This is a genomic window from Haloferax elongans ATCC BAA-1513 (genome assembly GCF_000336755.1).
Taxonomy (GTDB): Archaea; Halobacteriota; Halobacteria; order Halobacteriales; family Haloferacaceae; genus Haloferax; species Haloferax elongans.
Genome location: NZ_AOLK01000019.1, coordinates 32,022 through 55,010 on the forward strand (window position 1 = coordinate 32,022; position 22,989 = coordinate 55,010).

18 protein-coding genes and 1 CRISPR repeat array are annotated in these 22,989 nt (G+C 58.6%); of the genes, 11 read left to right on the forward strand and 7 right to left on the reverse strand.

Going from position 1 to position 22,989, the window contains the following annotated elements; translation table 11 throughout:
- Positions 1 to 2: 2 nt before the first annotated feature.
- The 3 genes from cas8b to C453_RS11075 all read right to left on the reverse strand — a co-directional run bounded on the left by cas8b (position 3) and on the right by C453_RS11075 (position 4,703).
- Positions 3 to 2,120, reverse strand: a complete 2,118-nt coding sequence (gene cas8b, locus C453_RS11065) for a type I-B CRISPR-associated protein Cas8b/Csh1 (RefSeq protein WP_008324580.1) — start codon at positions 2,118 to 2,120, stop codon at positions 3 to 5.
- Positions 2,107 to 2,919, reverse strand: coding sequence for a CRISPR-associated endoribonuclease Cas6 (gene cas6 / locus C453_RS11070; protein WP_049907643.1), 813 nt, complete (start codon positions 2,917 to 2,919; stop codon positions 2,107 to 2,109). Before cas6 ends, cas8b begins: the two co-directional genes overlap by 14 nt.
- A gap of 335 nt (positions 2,920 to 3,254) precedes the next feature.
- Positions 3,255 to 4,703: an ATP-binding protein gene (locus tag C453_RS11075; protein WP_008324582.1), complete on the reverse strand. Its 1,449-nt coding sequence runs from the start codon at positions 4,701 to 4,703 to the stop codon at positions 3,255 to 3,257.
- A gap of 502 nt (positions 4,704 to 5,205) precedes the next feature.
- A CRISPR array of direct repeats spans positions 5,206 to 6,889; the repeat unit is 30 nt; unit sequence GCTTCAACCCAACTAGGGTTCGTCTGTAAC.
- A 219-nt stretch (positions 6,890 to 7,108) separates the two neighbouring features.
- Between C453_RS11075 and C453_RS11080 the strand changes: the two genes are divergently transcribed.
- From C453_RS11080 to C453_RS11090, 3 genes are all read left to right on the forward strand, one after another.
- Complete coding sequence (locus C453_RS11080) at positions 7,109 to 8,410, forward strand: DUF6498-containing protein (protein ID WP_008324583.1); 1,302 nt, start codon at positions 7,109 to 7,111, stop codon at positions 8,408 to 8,410.
- 255 nt (positions 8,411 to 8,665) lie between these two features.
- Positions 8,666 to 11,854 (forward strand): right-handed parallel beta-helix repeat-containing protein, encoded by a 3,189-nt coding sequence (locus C453_RS11085; RefSeq protein ID WP_083881594.1) that lies wholly within the window; start codon positions 8,666 to 8,668, stop codon positions 11,852 to 11,854.
- A gap of 42 nt (positions 11,855 to 11,896) precedes the next feature.
- A complete protein-coding gene (locus C453_RS11090; RefSeq protein WP_008324585.1) occupies positions 11,897 to 12,409 on the forward strand; it encodes a GNAT family N-acetyltransferase in 513 nt (170 codons plus the stop codon).
- 10 nt (positions 12,410 to 12,419) lie between these two features.
- On the opposite strand, the gene C453_RS11095 is transcribed toward C453_RS11090, so the two are convergent.
- Complete coding sequence (locus tag C453_RS11095) at positions 12,420 to 12,797, reverse strand: toprim domain-containing protein (RefSeq protein WP_008324586.1); 378 nt, start codon at positions 12,795 to 12,797, stop codon at positions 12,420 to 12,422.
- Between the two features lie 129 nt (positions 12,798 to 12,926).
- Here C453_RS11095 and C453_RS11100 point away from each other — a divergent pair, with 129 nt between their 5' ends.
- Together C453_RS11100 and C453_RS20910 are read left to right on the forward strand one after the other, a co-directional pair.
- A complete protein-coding gene (locus tag C453_RS11100) occupies positions 12,927 to 14,090 on the forward strand; it encodes a pyridoxal phosphate-dependent aminotransferase (RefSeq protein ID WP_049907644.1) in 1,164 nt (387 codons plus the stop codon).
- A gap of 134 nt (positions 14,091 to 14,224) precedes the next feature.
- Entirely contained in the window at positions 14,225 to 14,377 is a 153-nt protein-coding gene (locus C453_RS20910; RefSeq protein WP_160163396.1) for an HVO_2142 family zinc finger protein, read from the forward strand.
- Between the two features lie 81 nt (positions 14,378 to 14,458).
- On the opposite strand, the gene C453_RS11105 is transcribed toward C453_RS20910, so the two are convergent.
- The gene (locus C453_RS11105; RefSeq protein WP_049907674.1) at positions 14,459 to 14,791 is read right to left on the reverse strand and encodes a CGCGG family putative rSAM-modified RiPP protein; all 333 of its coding nucleotides are present in this window, start codon (positions 14,789 to 14,791) and stop codon (positions 14,459 to 14,461) included.
- Positions 14,792 to 14,946: 155 nt separating this feature from the next.
- On the opposite strand from C453_RS11105, the gene nirK reads away from it, so the two are divergent.
- Both nirK and C453_RS11115 read left to right on the forward strand, forming a co-directional pair.
- Positions 14,947 to 16,020 carry a copper-containing nitrite reductase gene (nirK, locus tag C453_RS11110; protein WP_008324590.1) on the forward strand — a complete coding sequence of 358 codons (1,074 nt, stop codon included), beginning with the start codon at positions 14,947 to 14,949 and terminating at the stop codon, positions 16,018 to 16,020.
- 188 nt (positions 16,021 to 16,208) lie between these two features.
- Entirely contained in the window at positions 16,209 to 17,273 is a 1,065-nt protein-coding gene (locus C453_RS11115; protein ID WP_008324592.1) for a halocyanin domain-containing protein, read from the forward strand.
- 166 nt (positions 17,274 to 17,439) lie between these two features.
- Here the strand turns inward: C453_RS11115 and C453_RS11120 are convergent, their stop codons facing one another.
- Entirely contained in the window at positions 17,440 to 17,679 is a 240-nt protein-coding gene (locus tag C453_RS11120) for a DUF7120 family protein (RefSeq protein ID WP_007541399.1), read from the reverse strand.
- A 173-nt stretch (positions 17,680 to 17,852) separates the two neighbouring features.
- Here C453_RS11120 and C453_RS11125 point away from each other — a divergent pair, with 173 nt between their 5' ends.
- The 4 genes from C453_RS11125 (at position 17,853) to C453_RS11140 (ending at position 21,841) form a co-directional block, all read left to right on the forward strand.
- Entirely contained in the window at positions 17,853 to 18,461 is a 609-nt protein-coding gene (locus tag C453_RS11125; protein ID WP_049907645.1) for a hypothetical protein, read from the forward strand.
- A 93-nt stretch (positions 18,462 to 18,554) separates the two neighbouring features.
- A complete protein-coding gene (locus C453_RS11130) occupies positions 18,555 to 19,277 on the forward strand; it encodes a hypothetical protein (RefSeq protein ID WP_008324595.1) in 723 nt (240 codons plus the stop codon).
- A 139-nt stretch (positions 19,278 to 19,416) separates the two neighbouring features.
- On the forward strand, positions 19,417 to 20,820 hold the full coding sequence (locus C453_RS11135; protein WP_008324596.1) for a PAS domain-containing sensor histidine kinase: 1,404 nt from the start codon (positions 19,417 to 19,419) through the stop codon (positions 20,818 to 20,820).
- Positions 20,821 to 21,223: 403 nt separating this feature from the next.
- Complete coding sequence (locus tag C453_RS11140) at positions 21,224 to 21,841, forward strand: class I SAM-dependent methyltransferase (RefSeq protein ID WP_008324597.1); 618 nt, start codon at positions 21,224 to 21,226, stop codon at positions 21,839 to 21,841.
- A gap of 162 nt (positions 21,842 to 22,003) precedes the next feature.
- On the opposite strand, the gene C453_RS11145 is transcribed toward C453_RS11140, so the two are convergent.
- Positions 22,004 to 22,540: a hypothetical protein gene (locus tag C453_RS11145; RefSeq protein WP_008324598.1), complete on the reverse strand. Its 537-nt coding sequence runs from the start codon at positions 22,538 to 22,540 to the stop codon at positions 22,004 to 22,006.
- Positions 22,541 to 22,989 lie beyond the last annotated feature (449 nt).

The following is a 22,989-nucleotide window of genomic DNA, read 5'->3' on the forward strand; positions in this document are numbered from 1 at the left end:
GCTTAGTTGGTGGCTGTGTTCGGTTGTTCGGTCTCGCTGTTCGACGTTTGCGGTCGGTCATTCATGCCGTAGGTGAGCCCGAGCGCGTAGTAGAACCGGAGGTCGGCAGTATCGAGCTCCCAGTCATCCGGGTCCGGGTTGATAACTCGTCTTCGGAGTCGATCGACGATATAATCGAATTTGGTCCCCGGATAGCTTGCATCCCCCTTCTTTTCCTGCCGCGTGTACGTGATCGTCTTCTCGATCGCAGATTCTGTGACTTTCTTGATTCGGTTGCTCGTAACCGCTTGGACTGGGAACTGGTCAACAAGTGTCGTCGAGCGATTGTGTTTGTGTTCTTGATAATTCCCGACAGCACCGACAAGAGCGCCGAGCAAGAAGGACGCACACCGCTCGTCGTTCGATGCAAGTGCTGGCGTGTCTTTGATAAACGATTCGAGCTTCTCTGCACCGGCGAAGCCGCCGTCTGCAATTGGTTCGGTGATATCTGGCATGGTTCGTGAGTCGTAGGTTGGGGGCTCAGCAACCGGCTGTTGCGTGCCTGTGGCTTCGAGGAATGTGTGTGGCGCACTTGCGAGTGCGCACAGCTGGGCGTACTGGCTAGCCACTCTGAAGACCGGGAACCCGTGGTCGTCATCCCCGGAGTCGTCAATGATGCGGTCGACATACGAATCCAGCAATGACGAGACCGGAAGTGGGTCGCCACTGAGGACCGCAACGAGTGCCTTAATCCGTGGGTCGTCCGCACTCGCGTCCGTGTCGTCGTCTCCGGTCGGGAACGTCTGGTAAAAGTACGAACCAGATGCGACAAGCCCGAGAAAGTCGTCGCCCGAGAGGAGTGGCCACTTCTCGTGTGTCGGCAGTGCGGCTGTCCGGTCGACTCCGGATTTAAACGCCGCAGTTCGGAGCATGTCCCTGTGAGCGGTTGCTACCGAGGCAGGGTACTGAATTCGCCCGTTCATCGTTTCGCCGAAGACGTCGAACCGCGACATCTGGTGTGGCATAATCGCCGAAACGTAGAACCGGAGCGAATTCTCATCGAGTGGGACGTCTTCACGGAACTGATACGCGGTCTCGATAGGCGTCAGTCCACTCTTCTCATCGTCTTCCTCAAGCGTATCGTACAGAAGTTCGTAGAGGCGGTAGGTGTCTTCGACAGTCGGATTCCCGAAAAAGTACGGGAGGTAGTAAACCCGTGCGCCGAACGTCCGATACGAGCACGCGTCGATGAACGGTTCTGCGTTCATCAGTGTGATCGCAGCGTCCTCTGAGATTGGGTGTGTGCGCCATGCTTCGTCAGGATCGAATCCCGGGAACTTCTCGAGCTGTTTGCCGAGGAAGTAGTTTAATGGGTCCTGTGCTGTCCCGACCGTTCGAGTCTGCGCTCCCGTTATTAGGTCAGTTGCCTCACCGGTCGAATTCGAGGCTTCTCCCTTCGAGACGAGCTTCGAAAGTTTCCGGCTTCGCATCGCGGCCATCGTGACATCAAGGTCCCCAGGCCACTGATACGGACCGTCTGTGTCGACTTTTATTTGGACCGTTAGGAGTGCTGTCGTCGACCCGCTGAGGCTTGCTTGGACGTCGTCTCCAAGCTGTTCAAGTGCAGTCTCATCTTCGCCCAACTCAGCAAGTGAGTCGATAATCCAGCCATCGTCGTGTTCGGCTGCAGCCTCTTGCACAACGGAATTACTCGCCCATTTGGAGAGCCGCTCTTTCGCGTACCTGGCGAGCTTCTCTGGGTCGCTGTTCTTCCCTGCCTGGTGTGTGATGCTGTGGTCGATTCCCCGTGCAGCGGGGTACTTACAGTGTGCAACCTTTGGAACGAGCGCGTCGGTGTATTTCGTCACCCAAACCGGACCTTTGCTGTCCGAGGCGAATTCAGGCGCTGTTCCGGACACATCAACACGAACGACAATGAGGCTATCCGGTTCGTCGATGAGGTCCCCCGCCGCGTCGGGCGTGAGATACGGTGCGTACGGCCCTCCACCAGTTGTTGCGAGCGTGAAGAGTGTTCCGTAGAGATACTGAATATCTCGGAGTGACGAAACCGGACTGTTTGGGAGTTCGTTGAGTAGCTCCCCGTTGGGGTACGTTTGTCTGAACTCCTCAGGCGAAAGCATCGGCTCCCTCCAGTTCGCTTTCGCCAGGTTTGGTTTTCTCGACGATATTCGAGAACCCAAAGCCAAGTCCATTCCGACCGCCAATTCCTGTATCAAGTGCGAGGTTGAGGTGGGTGCGGTGCGTGTCGTCTCGAACACGGTAATCGAAGCGCCACTTGCTCAGAAGAATCTCGGCAGTTGTTCCGGTTGTCACGGTCACTGGAAGTGCATACGTCTTCAACAGATCATACCCCTCGAAGAGTTCACCGTCAACATCGACTGGTCCGTCTCGATAGTCGGGAGCAAACCGGTCGTGTTTGTGCTGTAGGTTCGCTTGCACCGCCTCCTTGAACGGGTCGATGGTATGCTTTGGACGCCAGTACGTTGCAGTTTCATAGTCGACATCGATGCCGTACCGCTCGCGGTGCTCGGGGAGCAAGCGAACGACGACACCAGTCGCGGTCTCGATGACGCCACGCGTACCCGGTTCCCCAACATCAACGCTGAGTTGGGAGAGGTCATCAACTTTGAACGCCATTTCACCAACGTTGAACTCTCGGTTGTGTTGCAAATCGTGTGCGATGGTCGCAAGGAGATCCTCACGCGGTGAAGCGAACAGCAGGGACCGCTGCCCGCCTTCTTGGATGTCTCCCCACGGGAAGATGTTGCTGAACGCAAGCCCGAGCGGGTGGCCGTTGCCGTGTTCGCGATCAAACTTCGAGTCTTTGAGTGCTCGCCACACACGACCTCTGAGTTTGTGGTGGTACGCGTGCTGGTAGGTGGCGTCACACTGAGCACGTAACTTAACCATTAAACGCATCCTGTTTGTTCACCTCCGATTTGCCAGATGATGTCATACAAAGTGGTTCTTCTCCCGACAGTATCATAAATGCTAGCGCGTCTGTAAATGGGATGAGCTAAGACTGATAGCCACAAATTTTTGTCAATTAACACTGATTATGAGTCAGAAAAACTACCAATACCGCTCAGAGCCGTTAAGTAGTGTTAAGCGAAAGCATTAGCACATTTTGACCGAATCCAACCCCACCAGGGTTCGTCTGTACTGCGTTTCTTCGTTGTCCGCTCTGCACCGGTCGTGACCCGCAGGGGCAGGCCGAGTCCCCGGGGTGTGTAACCCTGACGTAGTGTACCAACTCAACAGAGGTAGAAGAACAGCCAGGCGGGAAGATAGATAACCCGCCCGTCCTCGCCAAAGACATTGCTGTTGTTGACGACCAGCCCCATCGGAAGCTCTTGCTGCTCGATGAACCGCCTGAGGGCAGTGAGGTCTGCATCTCGCGGGTCGCCGTGTTTGACTTCCACGGGGAGGGTGTAATCGTGGCCTTGCAGAACAAAATCAATCTCGCCGGTGATTTCACTGTACTGTACCGCCGAATTCTTGAATTCTGAGAGGTTGAACTGGAGGCGCCGCAGATGATCACACACTGCCGTCTCAAGGACCGGTCCTCGTGTCGGTGCGTTCTGCAACTGCTGAGCAGTGGTGCCAGTGAGTGCGTTCAGATGGCCGACGTCGTTCAGATAGGCCATCTGTTGCTTTGTCGACCCGGCTGCTTTTTCGGAATAGTGCGGACAGCGGTAGACGAGGTAGAAATCCTCGAGATACGTGATGTATCGGTCAACTGTCCCCCGTCCTAACCCAATCTCCTTGCTAAGATTGTTGATACTCAGCTTACTGCCAGTTCCATCTGCAAAATACTGCAAGATTTTCATCAACTTGTCTTCTTTCTCGATGTCATAGACGGACGGCAGGTCCCCCGTGACCACTCTGTATAAGTCTTCGTCGAGCTCTCGAAGGGCCTCTGTATCTTCCATCTCGAAGTACCCTGGGTAGCCTCCACGGAGTAGATAGGTATCAAGCGCATCTCGGAGTTCAGGTCGCTTTGAGTCTAAACGAGTCCATGCTTGGCTCAATGCCAACACAACCGCTGGCTTGTCGCCCGATTTCAGACCGGTTTTCAGGCTCTGTCGAAGGTTGCGACTCTTTTCGTCGACTTCAGACGCGTCGAGAATTTGTTCATAGCGCACATAATCGATAAATTTCATCGGCACCATGACCTGCTCTTTTGCCCGCCCGACCAGCGTTTCGCTCGTCTTTTTCGAGATTAACGTACTCACCGACCCTGTCAGAACGAACGTCAGTGAGTCGTACCGATCGGAATAGAGCTTGACTGTGTCTGCCCAATTGTGGGCTTTTTGAATCTCATCAAATGCAATATAAATCTCTGAGTCGACTTCACTGAATGCCTTCCCGAGGATCCGCTCTTCGTACACTTCGAGTGCATCCCTGACGATCGTCTCGTAATCGGAGGAGACAGTACCGGCTTCAGTCGTGAGGAACAGCACGTGTTTCGGTGGCACGTCTTGCTCCGTAATCAGGTGGTCAATCAATTGACCAACCATCGTCGACTTCCCGACCTGCCGCGGGCCGACGAGCGTAACGATATCTCGCTTTGCAACTCGGTCGACGAGGCGCTGAAAATCACGACGGTGGTGCTCATCCGAATACAAACTCGGTTGTACCGGGTCGCCCTGCCACCACGGATTAAACCGCGACAGAATCCCCTGTAACCGTGTGTCGTCCATGCGCGTACTCTCTCACCAAGCAGTATAACTTGTAGGATTGCCCCTACAACTTTTCATCAAAGTTGTTTGGTGGGATCTACAACTATTGGTTACTGTTGTAGGGTCAATCCTGCAACGTTCAGTCAAAGTTGTAGGACCGACTCTGCAAGCCACCCCGTTTGAATCAAGGGAGAAGGTTCCTCCGTTAGGGTGGGTGTGAATCTGACATTCTACGACATCACCCACGCTCGGCGCTTACTTCGGGGCCTACCCTAATTTTCGTCTCACCTTCGAGGGGAACTCCCACGTCAGCCTACAGTGCTTCTTTAGTTCTTTGAGCCGCCCGTACTGTCAGTTGTCGTCAAACTCGATGCACTCGACTGGACACCGCCAACGGAGTGGTCGTCTCCGTCGAATCCAGTGACGCAATATGGGGATATTCTACGCAATCCAGATAACTTGGCTCATTTACAAGGGTTCGTCTGTAGCAACCGCTCAGGCCCGACCCGTCGTCGGTGACTGAGCTTCAACCCAACTAGGGTTCGTCTGTAACAACTGTCTGTGGGTGCCGCGAGAGTCCGATACCGTGCTTCAACCCAACTAGGGTTCGTCTGTAACTCGTTGATTCGGTCGTCGATCTCGATGTCGAAGTCGCTTCAACCCAACTAGGGTTCGTCTGTAACAGTCGAGCGTCAGCGACCCCCACCCGAGTGGTTCCTGGCTTCAACCCAACTAGGGTTCGTCTGTAACAGCTTCAGTCATTCTTCCACCTCGGCATCGGGTGCGGCTTCAACCCAACTAGGGTTCGTCTGTAACGGGCGGCGACGGCGGGGCCGCTCGCGAGAAGGTGGACGCTTCAACCCAACTAGGGTTCGTCTGTAACACGAACTGGCCGAACAAGCGGCAGACTTGATTCTCGCTTCAACCCAACTAGGGTTCGTCTGTAACCGGCGTCGTCCTTCGCGACGAAGTCGACGTCCTTGCGGCTTCAACCCAACTAGGGTTCGTCTGTAACGAAGGTTCTCAACCGCGTGAGCGGGGCGAACTTCGGGCTTCAACCCAACTAGGGTTCGTCTGTAACGTGGTCGGTGGTCAAGAACTCAAATGCCCAGCATCCTGCTTCAACCCAACTAGGGTTCGTCTGTAACGTCACCGTCTCGGGGATGTTGTCGGTGAGGTCCGAGCTTCAACCCAACTAGGGTTCGTCTGTAACAATTAGTAGTTCCACAACCGGGCGAAAACAAATGCGGCTTCAACCCAACTAGGGTTCGTCTGTAACCGACGATGTCGACCTCGGCGAGCGCCTTGTAGACGCTTCAACCCAACTAGGGTTCGTCTGTAACCGCGCCCTTCCGAATCGCGTAGTCACAGCCGCACTGGCGCTTCAACCCAACTAGGGTTCGTCTGTAACGAATTGGATGGCGATGCTCAACAGGTTAGCCTCAAAGGCTTCAACCCAACTAGGGTTCGTCTGTAACGAGCCCATGGTCGTCGTCGAAGACGACCCGGACCTGTGGCTTCAACCCAACTAGGGTTCGTCTGTAACTTGTGATATCCCGACGAAGACGCCGGTTTAAGCCAGCTTCAACCCAACTAGGGTTCGTCTGTAACAAGTAACGGTGAAGCACGCCGAAAAGTCACTTCGGCGCGCTTCAACCCAACTAGGGTTCGTCTGTAACCGTCAACAGAAACGCGGACGAATACGTTCTCGTCTTTTGCTTCAACCCAACTAGGGTTCGTCTGTAACCGTGGTGGACGTGGGGGACTGCGCGCTGACGATTTGGCTTCAACCCAACTAGGGTTCGTCTGTAACACGGTCCATTCCCACAGTGGCGGTCTGTCAAACTGCTTCAACCCAACTAGGGTTCGTCTGTAACTCGATGTGGACTGCCGGGAGATAGCGCGCCCCGTTGCTTCAACCCAACTAGGGTTCGTCTGTAACCGCTCGAAGGCGTCGGCCCCGAGTTCGGACGTGACCGGGCTTCAACCCAACTAGGGTTCGTCTGTAACTTCCAGGGCGATGTCGACTTTGACTCCTTCGTCGAGGCTTCAACCCAACTAGGGTTCGTCTGTAACAGCGGGCGTCGCCGGAGAGCCGCAGTTCGGACAGCTTCAACCCAACTAGGGTTCGTCTGTAACTGCCCTGATTCGAAATCGTCCCGGCGTTTTCCACGGTAGCTTCAACCCAACTAGGGTTCGTCTGTAACCATGGCCAATATGGCCACCACAGCCTTCCTACACCCCGTTCCCACTCAAGTGTTTCCGTCGACCCCCAATCACCCCCAAACCCCCGGGGGGTCGACAGAGAGCGCAGACGTTTTTCACGGGCGTCGGTCCCTGCTAACCCCAGCAGGAACGCAGTCGATCACACACGACAAAAATCCGTCAACCTAACTGCCCTGAGCCAGAAGCCAACCCAACCTCCAATGCAGTTCACCGACGGCGAGAAGCGACGGGCCCGCCTCATCGCGTTGGCGGCGCTCAATGCGGTCCCACTGGTTGGTGTCGTCGCCCTTGACTGGTCGCTCGTCGCGCTCCTGACTGTCTACTGGATCGAACTCGGGGTTCGGCTGACGTTTGCTGGACTCGAAGCCCTGTTTGCGGAGCGAAAACCCGAGTATGACGCAAACGGATTCTCGTGGTTGGTGACCGGTGCGCTCTCCGAGAAACGCGGGAGCATCCCCATCCCCGGCCTGCCGCTGTCGATTCAGGTCGCTAACATTCCGGGGATTGCGATTACACTCGTCATCGGGGGTCTGATGTGGCTCTTCGCTGGTGGTGTCGGCGTCGGTGGTGTTGGTGAGGCTACGGGTGCGACTCTGCAGGGCGCTGCGGCGACCTCTGCTGGACTGGGAATCATTGGCGTGACGATTGGCCGGGCCGTCGAGGCGGGCAGCTACTTCGTCACTGCCGAATACGAAGATGTCTCGGCCCACGAGCCACTTCGAGCGGCACTCATGTCGGTGGTTGGACTCGGTTCAGCACTGTTCGTCGGCGGGGGATTCGTCGTCGCGGGCGCTCCGGCCTCGTTCGTCTTGGCTGCTGTGTTCGCCGTGAAGTTGCTCGCAGACATCGTCGATGTCTACAGGGACCGACTGGAAGCATACGACGAGCAGTCGGCGGTCGAACTCGGATTCGACAGAGAAGAGTGTCCGCGTTGGGAGCCAATCGACACTGAACTCGATTCAGTTCCGACGACAGTACGCCCGAACCGGGTGGCGTTGCTCGTCGACGGAATCGCCCGGGGGGTCCGGTCACCGGCAGCACTGGTGCCACTCGGTCTTCTCGTCGTCGTCGGACTGCTTAGTGCTGTGACTTCCGGTGGCTGGCCGGTCGGCCTATTCGTGGTTCTCGGGTCGGTTCTGGGTGGTTTTTTCGCAACCCTCGGCATCTTCGACCGACTGTTTCGGTATCTGTGTATGGAGTATCGTATCGCCGACGCTGTCGTCGGTTCCGACCGTCTGTTCGGGCCGCAGTGGCGACTGTCGCGCGAGCAACTCGGCGACGCAGACCGGACTCGGACTGTGGCTGACCGGTTGTTCGGGACCGAGACGGTTTGTCTCGATGTCGACGACCGCCCAATTAGGCTGCCACACATCTCGCCGGATACTGCTGAACGTTTGGAGCAGACTGCTGAGCGTCTGGAACAGGACGCAACGCAGGCGCAGGACGCAGACCGAAGCACACAGAACGAAGTCCGAAACACGCAGGCCGAAGCACGAAAGTAAACAACTGACCGCTGCCATCTCACCCGGGAGCGACTGTTTCGGTACGTATCGACCATATCAACCGGTGAGTATATACTCTTTTAATTCAATCTCTAATTATGAGTATATTTTATCAGTTTTGGATTCGGCACACCCAATATGGGTGGCTGCGCCGCTTTGCGACTCTCCGGGCGAAGGCAGCAGCGGAACGCCTCCTGCGACGTGTCTCAGGGGCGATACCGCGTCCAAACACCGCCGATACGCGGGGTGACCTGATTGACTAGCGCGACTGGTGCGTGGACGCGACGAACACTGAGCGTCCTCTTGGTCGTGACACTGGTCACATCGCTCGTCGCCCCAGTAGCGGTCGCTGAAACCACGGCCGACACTACGTTCGTCGAGTCGGATATCACGGCGGATACGACGTGGTCGCCGGACGATGGTCCCTATCGGATTATTCAGGATATTCACATCGAACCCGGTGCTACGCTGACGATACGCCCCGGCACGAACGTGCAACTCGCCGAACAGATTACGCTCTCTGTGGATGGCTCGCTCGTAGTGAATGGTACCGAGGGCAGTCCGGTGGCGATTTCACGGTCGGATGGGGCCGACGCCGACCGTCGCTGGGCGAGTATTCGATACAATGGCACGGACTCCTCTCGTCTCGAGATACGAAATACGACGGTAGAAGGGGGAACGAGCGGTATTACTGTGGACAGTTCGGATGGGTCGATTACAATCGCCGATTCGACGCTGCGGGACTTTGCAGCAGCGGGGCTCTCGGTCGACGACACCACTGCGACACCATCTATCACGGTCGAACGGTCGGCGTTCCAGAGAATCGATGGACACGCGATTCGGGCGAGTCCGTCGATGGGTGCGACCGGAGACGTGTCGCTGAGAGCGTCACCGAATGGGCGTGAGGACAGTTCGGTACACACGTTCTCCCTCGACGCCGGCGTTGGTGTCGCGTTCGATACAGTCGAGTTACAGTATCCTGACGATGCGTCGGTCGGAAACGTCGACGCGCAGAGCATCGAGCGTATCGGCCTCGACCGCAGCCGAAATGGCAGTATCGAGCGGTCCTTTAGGGAGTTCGTCACTGGTGTCTCAGTGCGGGACGACCGACTGAAAATTTCGTTCTCCCGACCGGTTCGCATCCCGAGTGACGGGCGGTTAATCGTCGAATACGAAGATGCGGTCAATCCCCCGACGCGGGGAGTCTATCCGGTCGGAGTCGATCTGCGAAAAGGAACCATCTCACAACTCTCTGACGGCGTGCAGGCCTCGCTTGTCGTCGGTGATATCGCGTCACCGGTCGACAGGCGCACAGCGTCGAGAACGCGTGTACAGCACCTCACCGTTCGTGGCTCGACGTTCAGCCAAATCGACGGGAACGGTATCTTCGCCGCTGCCGATACGGTTGGTCGGTTTTGGTTGGTGGACAACCAGATAGACAGGACCAACGGGAGTGGCGTTGCAATCCGCGCTGCGCGAAGCGAAACGAGCCTCTGGTACAACGAGATTTCGGCTCGTGACGCTGGCATTCAACTCGATGCCCGGTCTCACCTGTCGACGACGGGGGTAAAAAACCGGATTCACGACGCCCGGACTGGGATTCGGGTTCACCAATCCGGCGCACACCCCTCCGGGGAGGCATCGCTTTCGCTCCGCGAGAACACGGTGACGAACAACACCGGCCACGGAGTCGGAATCACCGCACACAGCACTAAACTCGAATTCGGACTCGTCAACAACACGATACGCGACAACGGGCGCGACGGCGTCCACGCCACCGCGTGGGTGACGAGAGGAAGCAACCTCCGTGGCAATCTGCTCGAAGACAACGGCGAAGATGGGTTCGACCTCGACGGGACCGGCGTGACGAAGCTCACGCTGGCGAACAACGACGTCGTGAGAAATGCGGGTGCAGGGCTGGCGGTCCAGATGGGGGCGGCAGCCCGCGAGGTCACTGTTCAGAACAACACGGTGAGGGATGGTGCCGGCCACGGTGTCGTCGTTCGGTCTGATCTCCTCATTCATCGGGCCGACATCAGCGAGAATCGGCTGACGAACAACGCTGGTTCTGGGCTGCTCGTTGCTAGCCCGATAACACACCGTGGCAACCTCTCGGTTGCGAACAACACCATCGCCGCCAACTCCTATGGTGTCGTCGTCCGCGGAGTGATAGAGACCGCCATTCGAGAGAACGACATCGTCTTCAACACGAATACGTTCGCTGACCCTGTTCTGGTCGAAGACGTCGACCCGGGCACAGGGGTGTACGTTGCCGAAGGCCCAGCAGGTGCAATCGTCAACCAGGCGGAGACGTCGGTTCCCCTCGAAGAACTCGTGGCCAACCCCGAGTTGACCGAGGACCTCGTGGTGGCTCGACTCTGGGAAGACATGGTCGTCGTCTTGCGGACAGACGGGCAGAGCCACATCCGCCCTGCGGACGCAAGTGCGCTCTCGATTCGCCAAGTGACCGGGACGCTCCCGAGCGAAATCGGGATTCAAAAGACTGCTGAGGGGAGACAGAGCCACTCCATCGCCAACAACAGCATCTACGGTCATGAACGCGGGCTAACTGTGGATATCGAGCCTCTCATCAGCGCGAACACGACGGCCCGAATCGTCGTCGACCAACTTCGGACCGTCGAGGCCGAATCCAACTACTGGGGTGCCGAGAGCGGCCCGTACCACTCCTCGATTCTACCGGCTGGCGATGGCAACCCAGTCGTCACCGAGCGCGGCTGGGTCGACTTCACGCCGTTCCGAACCACTGCACCGGGGCCGACCTACGAGCGTCCCGTTCCCCGTCTCGAGGCACCGGCGACAGCGCCCGCAACGAGCCAATTCAGCGTCTCGGGTGCTTCCTCGACGGGTGCTCAATCGCCTATCTCCCAGTACCACTTCGTCGTGAATGGTACCGCACACACGGCACAATCCTCACCAGTGCTCGCCCTCACGATGCCTAATCAGTCGCTCGAAGTCGAGTTAGGGGTCGAAGACCGACTCGGCATCGACAGCGAGACCGTTGCGACGGCGACGGTCGGCGCAGCAGAACCGACAGCGACGCCCGGACCGACCACGACATCGACTGCGGTGGCGACGACACAGCAGACTCAGTCGCCGACGCCGTCTGATAGTGGGCTCTTCGCCGGAGGTGGACGCGGAGGCGGTGGCCTCTCTGCCGTCTTAGGCTCAGTCTGGGGCCTGCTTGGTGGTGCACTCTATCTGGGTGCGTTGTTACTCGGTGGGCACGGAATGGCGCTGACCTTACGAAAGCGGTCCCCCCCGGTCAGTGGCCTCCAAATACAAGGTCTCGCGGCGGCTGGCGTCCTCGTGTGGCTCGTCGGTGGACTCCTCAGTGTTGGCCCGTTGGTCGGCGTCGGACTCGCCGCAGCAGCCTCGTGGGGTGGTCTCACTGGGGTCGCATACGTGCTCGCCACGCGGGGGTGACACTGGGGAAGGACTATCGTCTTTTCTGTGCTATGTTCACGTATGACTATCCGCCCTGCGACCGACGCCGATACCAGTGCCATTCTCCGGGTAGCAGAACGGTCGTGGAAACACGACTACCCGGATATTTTGACGCGTGAGACGGCTGAAACGGCTGCTCTTGACTGGTACACCCCGGAGCAGATTGCATCGGAACTCCACAAGAGCCAAGGGCAGATTCTCGTTTTTAACCGCGAGGAGACGGTCGTCGGGTTCGCACACACGACCTGGAATTACACCGAACGAGAGGGGTACATCCTCCGCATTTACGTCGACCCCGACCATCGTCGTGCGGGTATCGGACGAGCGTTACTCGAAGCGGCTCTCTCTGACCTCGACGAGAAAGGAATCGACCAAATCAACGCGATGGTCCTCGTCGCAAACGAGCCTGGAAACGACTTTTACGAACAGTTCGGGTTCGAACACGTCGACGAGAGTGAGACGACTATCGGCGACAAGTCATATCCCGAAAACAGGTACGTGCTCGAACGCCCGTTCGAACTCGCTGGCGGCTGATTAGACCTGTTCACCAGTGGTCTCGAAAGAGGTTGTTCAGCGATTCGATGTCTCGGCGGCCGTACGGCGTCAGTTGCGCGCCGACTTTCCGTCGCCATTCGGGAGTGATCTGTGAGTCGGAAAGTAGTTCACGTAACCGGGCGTTCAACTTCCGACCTGCCGGGTCGAAGTCGGTGAGGATGACGACCCACTCTTCGTCGATTCGAGTCGCAAACTGGACCAGTCCGCCGGCCTCCGAGCAGGTGTAGATTCGTTTCTCGAAGCCCGCGGCTCGAAGCCCAAGTCGGTCGTTTTGCCCCTCGACGATGGCGGCGTCGACGTCCTTATTCATCTCCCCAATGAGTTCGAGAAGCTCCTGCCGCCACGCCGCGTGCTCTCGGTACGTCACGACGCACAATCTAGGGGGCGAGCATGCGAGTACTTCACGGCCTGCAAACCTCCGGTAAAACTGCACTGGCTGACGCGACCGGTCCACAGAACCCCGTGGATTCATGTGTCAGACTATCGCACACCCGATATGACACAGCCGTCGCCATTTCCACACTCGGTCGGGAGCGACCGCGTCACAGGGATGCGTGAGTCGGTCATTCGGGAGATGACGCGCGAGGCGCACAAACACGACGCGATAAATCTGTCACAGGGTATCCCCGACGAAGACGAGACGCCACCGCGGGTGAAACAGGCAGCGAAAGACGCTATCGACACGTCGAGCCAGTACACGATTACGTGGGGGCTGCCGGAACTCCGTGACGCTGTCGCCGAACGCTACGCCGAGTGGAAAGGCGTCTCCTACGACCCGGAGACGGAAATCACGATTACGACTGGAACGAGCGAGGGAATCGTCTCCACGCTGCTCGCACTGTGTGACCCCGGCGACGGCGTCATCTACTTCGAACCGACCTACGAGAGCTACATTCCTGCCGTCCAGTTCGCTGGCGGTCAGCCGATGCCGCTCGATATCACGGATGGGCTCGAAATCGACGCCAACGAGCTTCGAGACGCCGCCGAAGACGCTTCGATTCTCATTCTCAACCACCCGCACAACCCGACGGGAACCGTCTTCTCACCCAGCGAACTCGAAGTCATCGCGGACGTCGCCGCCGCGGAAGACCTCATCGTCGTCACCGACGAAATCTACGAACACATCGTCTATACGGATGACTACGTCAGTCCGGTCGAAATCGACGGCCTCGCCGACCGAACCGTCGTCTGTACGGGGATGTCGAAGACGTACTCCGTGACTGGCTGGCGTGTCGGGTTCGTGCTCGCTCCCGAACCGCTCTCGGCCGAACTTCGGAAGGTCCACGACTACACGAGCATCTGCGCACCGACACCATTCCAGCAGGCCGGTGTGGAGGCGCTGTCGCTCCCCGACGACTACTACACTGACTTGGCTGCATCGTACGAACGCCGCCGAGAGATGCTCTACGACGGACTTCGGAGTGTCGGCTTAGACCCGGTTAAGCCGGACGGGGCGTACTACATGCTCACCAGATACCCGACCGACGCAGACGACACCGAATTTGCGCTCCGTCTCATTCGTGAGGCTGGCGTCGCGGTCGTGCCCGGAAGTAGCTTCTACACCGAGGGGACTGCTGACTGGGTTCGGTTCACGTTCTCCCGGAACGAGGCCACCATCGAGGAAGCGATAGCCCGCCTCGACGAGAATCGGTTCTGGTAACTACAGCCCCTGACGTCGCAGTCTACTGACTTTTGAGCCGTCTCCGGCACGACAGAAGTCGCAGACGTGACTGCCACGGCGGCACATTGTCCACAATCGTTAATGTAATAAACTCCTACTCGTATGAGCTTGGTATGAGTACTGACCTCACACAGGACGGGTACTCCGAGTGGTGCCCCGACTGTGGTACGGAGATGCTATTTAGTGGAACCCAGCCCGCAGGGTTGGCACAGTTCTTCTGTGAAAACTGCCGGTATCGTCGTGACCGGTTCGTGGGCACAGACTAATCCCCGCCGTCAGTCTTCGTTTTGCGTAGTTGTGAGTGCGGTCATCGCTTCGATGATTCTGAGCGTCGCGTCGGAGTCAACTTAGACGTTCACGCGCGTTACAAACCCCCCGCAACCACACTGGTCGACGAACGCCACGTCGACATCGTCGAACTCGCGCTCGATGACGGGGTAGAGGTATGCTTCGGGATGGCCGTGGTTCGCGTGCGTGACGAGGTTGACGTGGCAGCCTGACTCGGTTCGTTCGATTGCGTCGAGTGCGTCGCTCACGACGCGGCGTTCACTCTCCGCGTGCTCGGGGGCTTCGAGATTCGCCGACCACGACGTGTCGTGTGTCGATTTGGTTTTGTCTGCTGTGTCGCTCATGACACCTGTTGATTTGTCCGGTCGGGTGATGTGCGCCCCCCCGAACATGTTCTCTCCCCTCGGCATCGACATTACCCTCAGAATGACGGGCAAACGTAGTCCTATACGTTACGAAGATGTTCGGTACCCGTCTCTGTCCGGTGAAACCGTCTTCTGGGTATACCCAGTTCGGTGGTCTGTATCCAAATGGAAGGTGACACCAGATGGCGTATACAACTCGACGGCGGACGTTACAGGCACTCGGACTCGGTGGTGTGGCATCGCTCGCTGGGTGTTCGGCGAAACCACCGACGGCGGCACAGGCGCTCGACGAGACACCAGAACCGAAGCAGCAGTCTGAACCAGTAACCTCGGACCAGGTCGCAGCAGACCCGACGGACATCCCCGGCCCAATCGACCGCGACGAACCCACGGAAGTCGACGTGACGCTCCGACCGGAGGAGGTCACTGCTGAGGTCGAAAAAGGTGTCACGTTCACCTATATGACCTATAACGGGACGGTTCCGGGGCCGATGATTCGGGTCCGTCAGGGTGACACGGTGAACCTGACGTTCGAGAACCCAGAATCGAACAACATGCCGCACAACGTGGACTTCCACGCCGTGGCAGGACCGGGTGGCGGTGCCGAAGCGACGATGACCGCGCCCGGAGAGTCGACGAAACTCCGGTTCAAGGCGACCTACCCTGGCGCGTACATCTACCACTGTGCAGTGCCGAACCTCGACATGCACATCAGCGCGGGGATGTTCGGCATCATCCTCGTCGAACCGCCAGAGGGACTCCCCGAGGTCGACAAAGAAATCTACATCGGCCAACACGAGTTGTACACGGACAAGAAAGCCGGAACGAAGGGTCACCACAAGTTCGACTTCGACGCGATGCGCAACGAAGAACCGACGTACGTCCTCTTGAACGGCGAGAAATTCGCCTGGACGGACGCCGGTCGCGGCCCAGCGGCGACAGTCAAGACCGGCGAGACTGTACGTGTGTTCTTCGTCGACGGTGGCCCGAACCTCTCCAGTAGCTTCCACCCCATCGGAAGCGTCTGGGAGACGCTCTACCCGGATGGGTCGCTGTCGATGGACCCACAGACGCACATCCAGACCCGCCTCGTCCCGCCGGGAAGCACCACGATTGCGACGATGAACTCGCCGGTTCCGGGCGACTTCAAACTCGTGGACCACTCGCTGACGCGTGTGGCCCGGAAGGGTTGTATGGCGGTCGTCCGCGCAGAGGGCCCGGAGAACCCCGAAATCTTCGACCCGAACCCCGAGTAACGTCGGGCGTTCGGCCGTAGACCGGCGCACACTGGTGTAGTCCCCCGTCGAATTTCGACGGGGCCGAACATGTTCGTTTTAGAGCCAACTCACGGGAATCACGCTCTCCGGTTTTTTGTACGGGGGGCTTCGTCTCACGTGTCGACTGCCATGCGGCCCACGATGCGCACCAGTCGGCGTGGTTCACCATGACGACATCCGATACGACGAATCCAACACTGGGGCGACGGAGCGTACTTCGACTACTCGGCTGTGCAGCACTGTCTGGCGCAGCCGTCACTGGTTCGGCGTCGACTGCGAGTGCACAGGCAGACGGTGCCGACCTCGACGCGTGGTTCGAAAACACGTCGAACTACGACGGCGTCGTCGACAAGACTGGTGCGTCCGAAGTGACTGTTACCGTCGGAAGTCAGGCAAATGGTGGGGCGTTCGGGTTCTCTCCACCGGCCATCCAAGTTGACCCCGGGACGAAAGTCGTCTGGAAGTGGACTGGCGAAGGCGGCGTCCACGACGTGACTGCCGACGATGACTCGTTCGGGAGTGAACTGGTCGGCGACGCAGGTCACACCTTCGAGCACACGTTCGACGCTGAGGGCGTGTACAAGTACATCTGCACGCCGCACACGTCTATGGGAATGCGAGGTGCGGTCGTCGTCGGCGACGTCGAAACCGGCGGTGCGGCCGAGTCGACATCGTCGGAGTCGAACGCCGAAACCGAGTCTGGAGGCAGTGAATCCGCCACCGACCTCGACACGTGGTTCGAAAACACGTCGAACTACGACGGCGTCGCCGACAAGACCGGCCTCGCTCGCGTCGAGGTGACTGTCGGGAGCGAAGCCAACGGCGGCGCGTTCGGGTTCGGTCCTGCGGCGATTCGCGTCACAGAAGGGACGACGGTCGTCTGGCGCTGGACTGGTGGTGGCGGCTCTCACAACGTTGTCCACCCCGACGGTGTATTCGAGTCAAAACTCGTCGGCGACGGAGGTCACACGTTCGAACACACCTTCGACGAGACGGGCACCTTCCCGTACGTGTGTGTCCCCCACGAATCGATGGGCATGAAGGGCGCAGTCGTCGTCGCCTCTGAAGACGAAGCGGGAAGTAACGCGGAAATCGCTGAACCGTTCGACGACCCCGGAATGGCTGACATCGGTGGTATCGCACTCGCGGGCATCTTCGGCACTGCGATGGCAACACCCGCCCTCTACGGCGTCGTCTCGTGGCTCAAAGAGCAGGCGAGCGCGGACGAGTGAGTCTGAGCGACACAGCCACGACCCTCGGGTTGCACATCTTCAGCGTGTGAACACGCTTTCCAGTCGGTCGCCAACGTGTGGCCGCTTCGTCAGCCGCTAGTAGTTACTCGGGAGTCGCTGTTGCTCGGCGGAGAAAAATCGAGGCGAAGAGAAGGCTGGCACCGAGTTACAGGACGTCGTCGTCCAGACCACCGGGGTCGCCAGCAGTGTCGAAGAGGTTGTTCTGTGCGCTCTCGACGAAGTCGGACTGGACGGCCGATTCGTCGTCGACGGGGGCACCGTACGCGTCCATTCCCATCGACAGGAGCTCTTCGACGGCCTGTTCTTCGCTTAGGAACTCTTCGTCGACTAGCTGTTCGAACTCGACCAACAACTCGTCCGGCAGGTTGACTTCTACGACGGGCATACACCGGTGGTTCGTGTTCAACGTACTTGAGCGACCGGGTGTCGAATGTTTCTGCAACATCCCGAAGTCGCACCTGCGTATCCCCCCGTATTATACCCGCCCGGGCGGACGGATTGGATACGACTCCGTGCCCGAGTTACTGCCGTCGCGGTGGGCACGCCGGAGGCGCACGCGTGACAGATGACAATACCGACACGGACACTGGCCCTGCGGTGAGCGAGTTGGGGTGGCTCCCGGAGCGAGTCGCCCTCCCGAGTGACGAGTGGATCATCTATCCGCCGGGTGAACCCCGTCCGGCGAACTTCGCGCTTCGCTTCGAGAAGGCGGTCCCCGCATCACTCGTCGGCACCGAATCCGGCGACGACCCTGGTGTCCACGTCCTTCCACATCCCGGCGGTGTCTCTGTGTCTGCTCGATTCGGTGGTATCGTCGACGACTCGGTCCGTGAGTTCGACCAGCCGAACTCTGCTGACGACCGCGCCGCTGTTGCTTCGTGGGTTCAGACGTTGGTCCAGCGCATCGACGAACGAGTAGAACGAGAGCGGATTCGGTCTGCCTGCCGCCCCGTTCCGAACGCAGGCCAGCGGGTTGCGAGCGCTCTCTACGAGTACTTCGGGACTGCTGACGAGGTCGCTGCTGTCGTGTTGAACCGTGATACCGCCGCCCTCAGAAACGTCCCTGGTATCGCTGAACAGATGGCGACTGACCTCGTGGTCCACTACGGGTCTGACACCGAGTGGGACTACTACCGCAGTCGACGCCGAACCGACGAAACACCGTAACTCGAAGCGCCGTCTACGACCTCCTTGGGTGTGACTGAAACAGCCTTTTGACTCTCACGTACGGTTATTTTACTTCCTGTCAAACGATGATGTATGCCCCCGACTCGAAGACAACTCCTCCAAAGCGCTGGCGTCATCAGTCTCGGCGTCGCAACTGGCTGTCTCGGCGACGCTGGCGGAGGCAGTGGTAGCGACCCGACCGAAGACTCCGAGGACACGACCGAGGACACACCAAACGAGACCACGACTGAGCAACCAGAAGACACCACAGACATGCCCGACGACACTGACACTCCGACTGACGAACCGACCGATACAGACGCGCCCGACGCATCGACGATGTCGCTCGCGAACGTCGACTCAGCGCCCGACATCCCGCTCGAACCTGCAGTCGAGGTCACCGAGGCTGACGCGACTCAGGACCACCCACCGCAGGTCGAAATTACGCTCTCCAACACGAGCGACGAGACGGTCAGTGCCGGTGAGGGACGGGCAATCTTCTTCGAGCACGTCACTGACGAGACGGGTGCCCTCACGTTCCTCCCGGCAGAGAATGACTACCCAGCTGCCCCCGGCTGCTGGCGACTCTCTGAACCGTTGATGGTGACCCAGGAGTACCGAATGGAGCGTTTCGATGCTGACGAATCGCGGTCCAAACGCGTCGACCTGTATGGGGCGTCACAGGGGAAGGGAGCAAGTGGGTGTCTCCCCACCGGAGAGTACCGCTTCGAGACGACGATTGCGGTCGGGAAAGCCTCCGGGTCCGACGAGGACCGAACAGAGGCAACGTGGGGATTCTCGGTCATTCTCGAATAGGCCGAGTGTATTGAAAATTGATTGACAACTTCTTCTAGTTCGCTTCTTTCATTCTGTAACAACCAGCGATATACTCATCAGCGGTGGTTCGAAATACCCGATTATGGTGGAACGTCACGGCCGCGGACTTGTAAGAAAAATGGGTGATGGCCTCACGACGTTCGAAGAGGCTGTCGAGTCTGTGACCGTTGCGATATACTTCACCGGTCCCGATGGAACGATATCGTACGTCAACCCGGCGTTCGAGGTTTTCACTGGCTACTGTGCCGACGAAGTCATCGGGGAGACACCCGCCGTTCTCGACTCGGGCGAACACGACGAGGAGTTCTTCGAAGACCTCTGGGAGACGATTCTCGATGGTCGCGTCTGGGAGGGCGAGATACGAAATCGCCGAAAGGACGGGTCGACGTACGTCGCGGACCAAACTATCGCACCCATCGTCAGAGACGACGAGATATCGGGATTCGCCGCGATTCAAGTGGACATCACCGACCGGAAACAGGACAAACTCGAACTTCGGACGTTCGAGCAGGCGGTTGAATACGCTGGCCACTCTCTCATCGTCACCGACACGCAGGGACGAATCGAGTACGTGAACCCGGCGTTCGAGGAGATTACCGGCTACTCCCGCGAAGAAGCGATTGGAGCGACGCCAGCGATTCTCAACTCGGGCGAACACGACGACGAGTTCTATCGTCGGCTCTGGGAGACGATTCTCTCGGGCGAAGTCTGGCACGCCGAACTCGTCAACGAGCGCCGCGACGGCGAGCGATTTATCGTCGACCAGACTATCGCACCCATCCTCGACGACGAGGGTGACATCGAACGGTTCGTCGCGGTCAACCGCGATATCACCGACCGAAAGGAGATAGAGCGGAAGTTGCTGAACCAGCGCGACGACCTCGAAATTCTCAATCAGGTCGTGCGTCACGACATCCGCAACGACCTGCAACTCGTCGTCGCGTACGCCGAGATGTTGGAAGACCACGTCGACGACGCCGGACAGTCCTACCTCGACAAAGTCCGTACGAGTGCGGACAACGCGGTGGAACTCACGAAGACTGCACGCGTCTTGTCGGACGTGATGCTCCAGACCGACGCGGAGCGAACCGCAGTCTCACTCTCCGACGCCCTCGAATCGAAGGTCCAAGAAGTCGACTCGGCACACGACCACGCGAGCGTGTCGATTACTGGCTCGGTGCCCGACGTGGATGTGTGTGCCGACGAGTTGCTGGAATCGGTCTTCAGAAACCTCCTTCGGAACGCCGTCCAGCACAACGACAAGGACGACCCGGCCGTCACGGTTTCAGTGGCGACTCACGACGACAGCGTCAGCATCCGGGTTCAGGACAACGGTCCCGGAATCCCAGACAGTCGTAAGGACGAAATCTTCGGAAAAGGTGAGAAGGGAATCGACAGCCCCGGAACGGGACTCGGATTGTACCTCGTCGGGTCGCTCGTCGACCGGTATGGCGGCTCCGTCGACGTCTTCGACGCCGACCCGGAGGGAAGTATCTTCGAGGTCGAACTCGAACGCGTGTAACTCCTGCTCGTCAGTGACTCCTCTCGCCCCGGACCACCGCGGTGGTTTTTATCTCGACAGCCCTAATTTCGACGTGAGAGCGACAGATGAGCGTCCAAGGACTCTGTCACCACTGCGAGTCGGCACCAGCGGCGTATCAGTGCCAACGATGCGGCGCACAGGTTTGTTCGACACATTTCGAGCGACGCGCAGGCCTCTGTACCACGTGCGCAGGCGAAGTCGGCGATTCTGGCGTTCGTAAGTGACTGGGTGTTCGTACGTAACTGGGTGCTCGTAGGTGGTGCGGTCGTTCACAATACTCTACACTCGCCCTGCAAGCGAGCGTACTCCCAGCGTGCTCGCCCGTCAGCCTCTCCACACCGACTCCGCGGAGCCTTTAGACCCTGCCCCCGTTCTCCCCGGTATGGACCCCGAAGAAAATCACCGTGGCTGGGCGACTCGCTCTGGTCAATTTTCGCCCGCCTACTACGCCCAAATCGGGGCGAACGAGGTGAGCGAGACGCTCGCTTCCGTCTTCGACCACTACGTCGGAAGCAACGCTTCGATTCTCGAACTCGGCTGTAGCTCCGGTCGCCACCTCGCGCACCTTCGAGCGCAGGGCTACGAGAACCTGACCGGTATCGACCTCAACGACGAGTCCTTCGAGGTGATGGCCGAGTATTTCCCGGAACTCGCCGAGACGGGTACGTTCCACGCCAGCGCTCTCGAGGACTTCGTCGTCGACGTTCCGGACGACCATTTCGACGTTATCTACTCGGTCGAGACGCTCCAACACGTCCATCCAGACGACGAGTGGGTCTTCGAGGAGTTGACTCGAATCACGTCTGACTTACTCATCACCGCAGAAAACGAGGGGAATGGTCCCCAGCGTGGTCGCGAAGGCGCGGAAGTGAGCTACGTCAACGACGACTTCCCGCTGTATCACCGAAACTGGAAGCAGGTCTTCTCGGAACTTGGCCTCGCCCAACTCCTTGCGGAACGCGGAAAGCGTGATACTGTGCGTGTGTTCCGTGTGGTGTGAGACGATATCGCGCGTACATCTCGAACGGGAGGCCGTAACTGAGGCACTGCTCTCGCATCTCTCGTAACGCAGACCGGCTCTGTTGAACGCTCGGCCGTTGATGAGTAACGATAGGTGACTGGGTGTGGGGACCACACAGACCGAAGGCCAGTCAGAACTGCCTCACTCCGCCGACGACTTGTTTTCGATGGCGACGAGCGATTCGTCAAGTGCGTTGAGTACGTCGCGATTACTTGGCTCGCTCCCCCAGGAGTAGCGGGATGTCGTCGTGCGTAGGTCGATTTTCGCACTCACTACCAGTGACGGGTCTGGTTCACTGTCAGCGTGTCCCTCAGCTCCGAACACGTCCGTGAACGCATCGCTCTGTGCCCACGAGAGCCACGTTGTCTCGGCACGCTCCCCGAGGAGTGCAATCACTCGGTCTTCGATAAGCCACTCGACCGCCTGTTCGGCGTCGGTGTCTGTATCATCGGGAAGGACGAGGAGGTCCGCGTTGCTCGTTGCGGTCACCGTCTCGATTTCTGTCGGCGTCGTGAGGTCGGCCCCATCAGCGACGTACACGGGAGTCACATCGAGTCGCTCGTAACTCGGGAGTTCTGTGTCCGAACCACCTCTTGAGAGGGTCGAACAGCCAGCGAGTGAACTGAGAGCGGCGATACCGCACGCACGAAGGGTGCTGCGGCGAGTGATGTAGTTCATAGCAAAGCATCAGTGGGTGGGACCGAAATTGTGTCGATAAATTAAGCAGTCGCTAGTAGGCTCTACTCATCAGTCGTCTTCTCTGTGCACGCCAGACGAGCAACGAATCATGGTTATCCACACTATCCTGACCGACGTGACACTGCAACCTTCTTGGATATTTATATCGCTACATGTGATTTATTGATTCCCAATACGGACTCAGCAGCATCTGCCACCCCGATACGCTGCAACACGGTCTGCCGAGTATTTCTGAGCCATCGTACAGATGGGCCTTTGCCGATGTAAGGCAGTGATGTACCGTGGCTATTCTTTGCTGACAGCTGATGGTCGTGGCTGTGGCTCGGGCGTCGGGTGAGAACAACGCAGAGTGACTGCGGAGTGTCCAAAAGAAGCTAGCAGTTCGATGCTGGTTTAGCAAATCACTGGCGTTTTCGCAAAATCAGAGA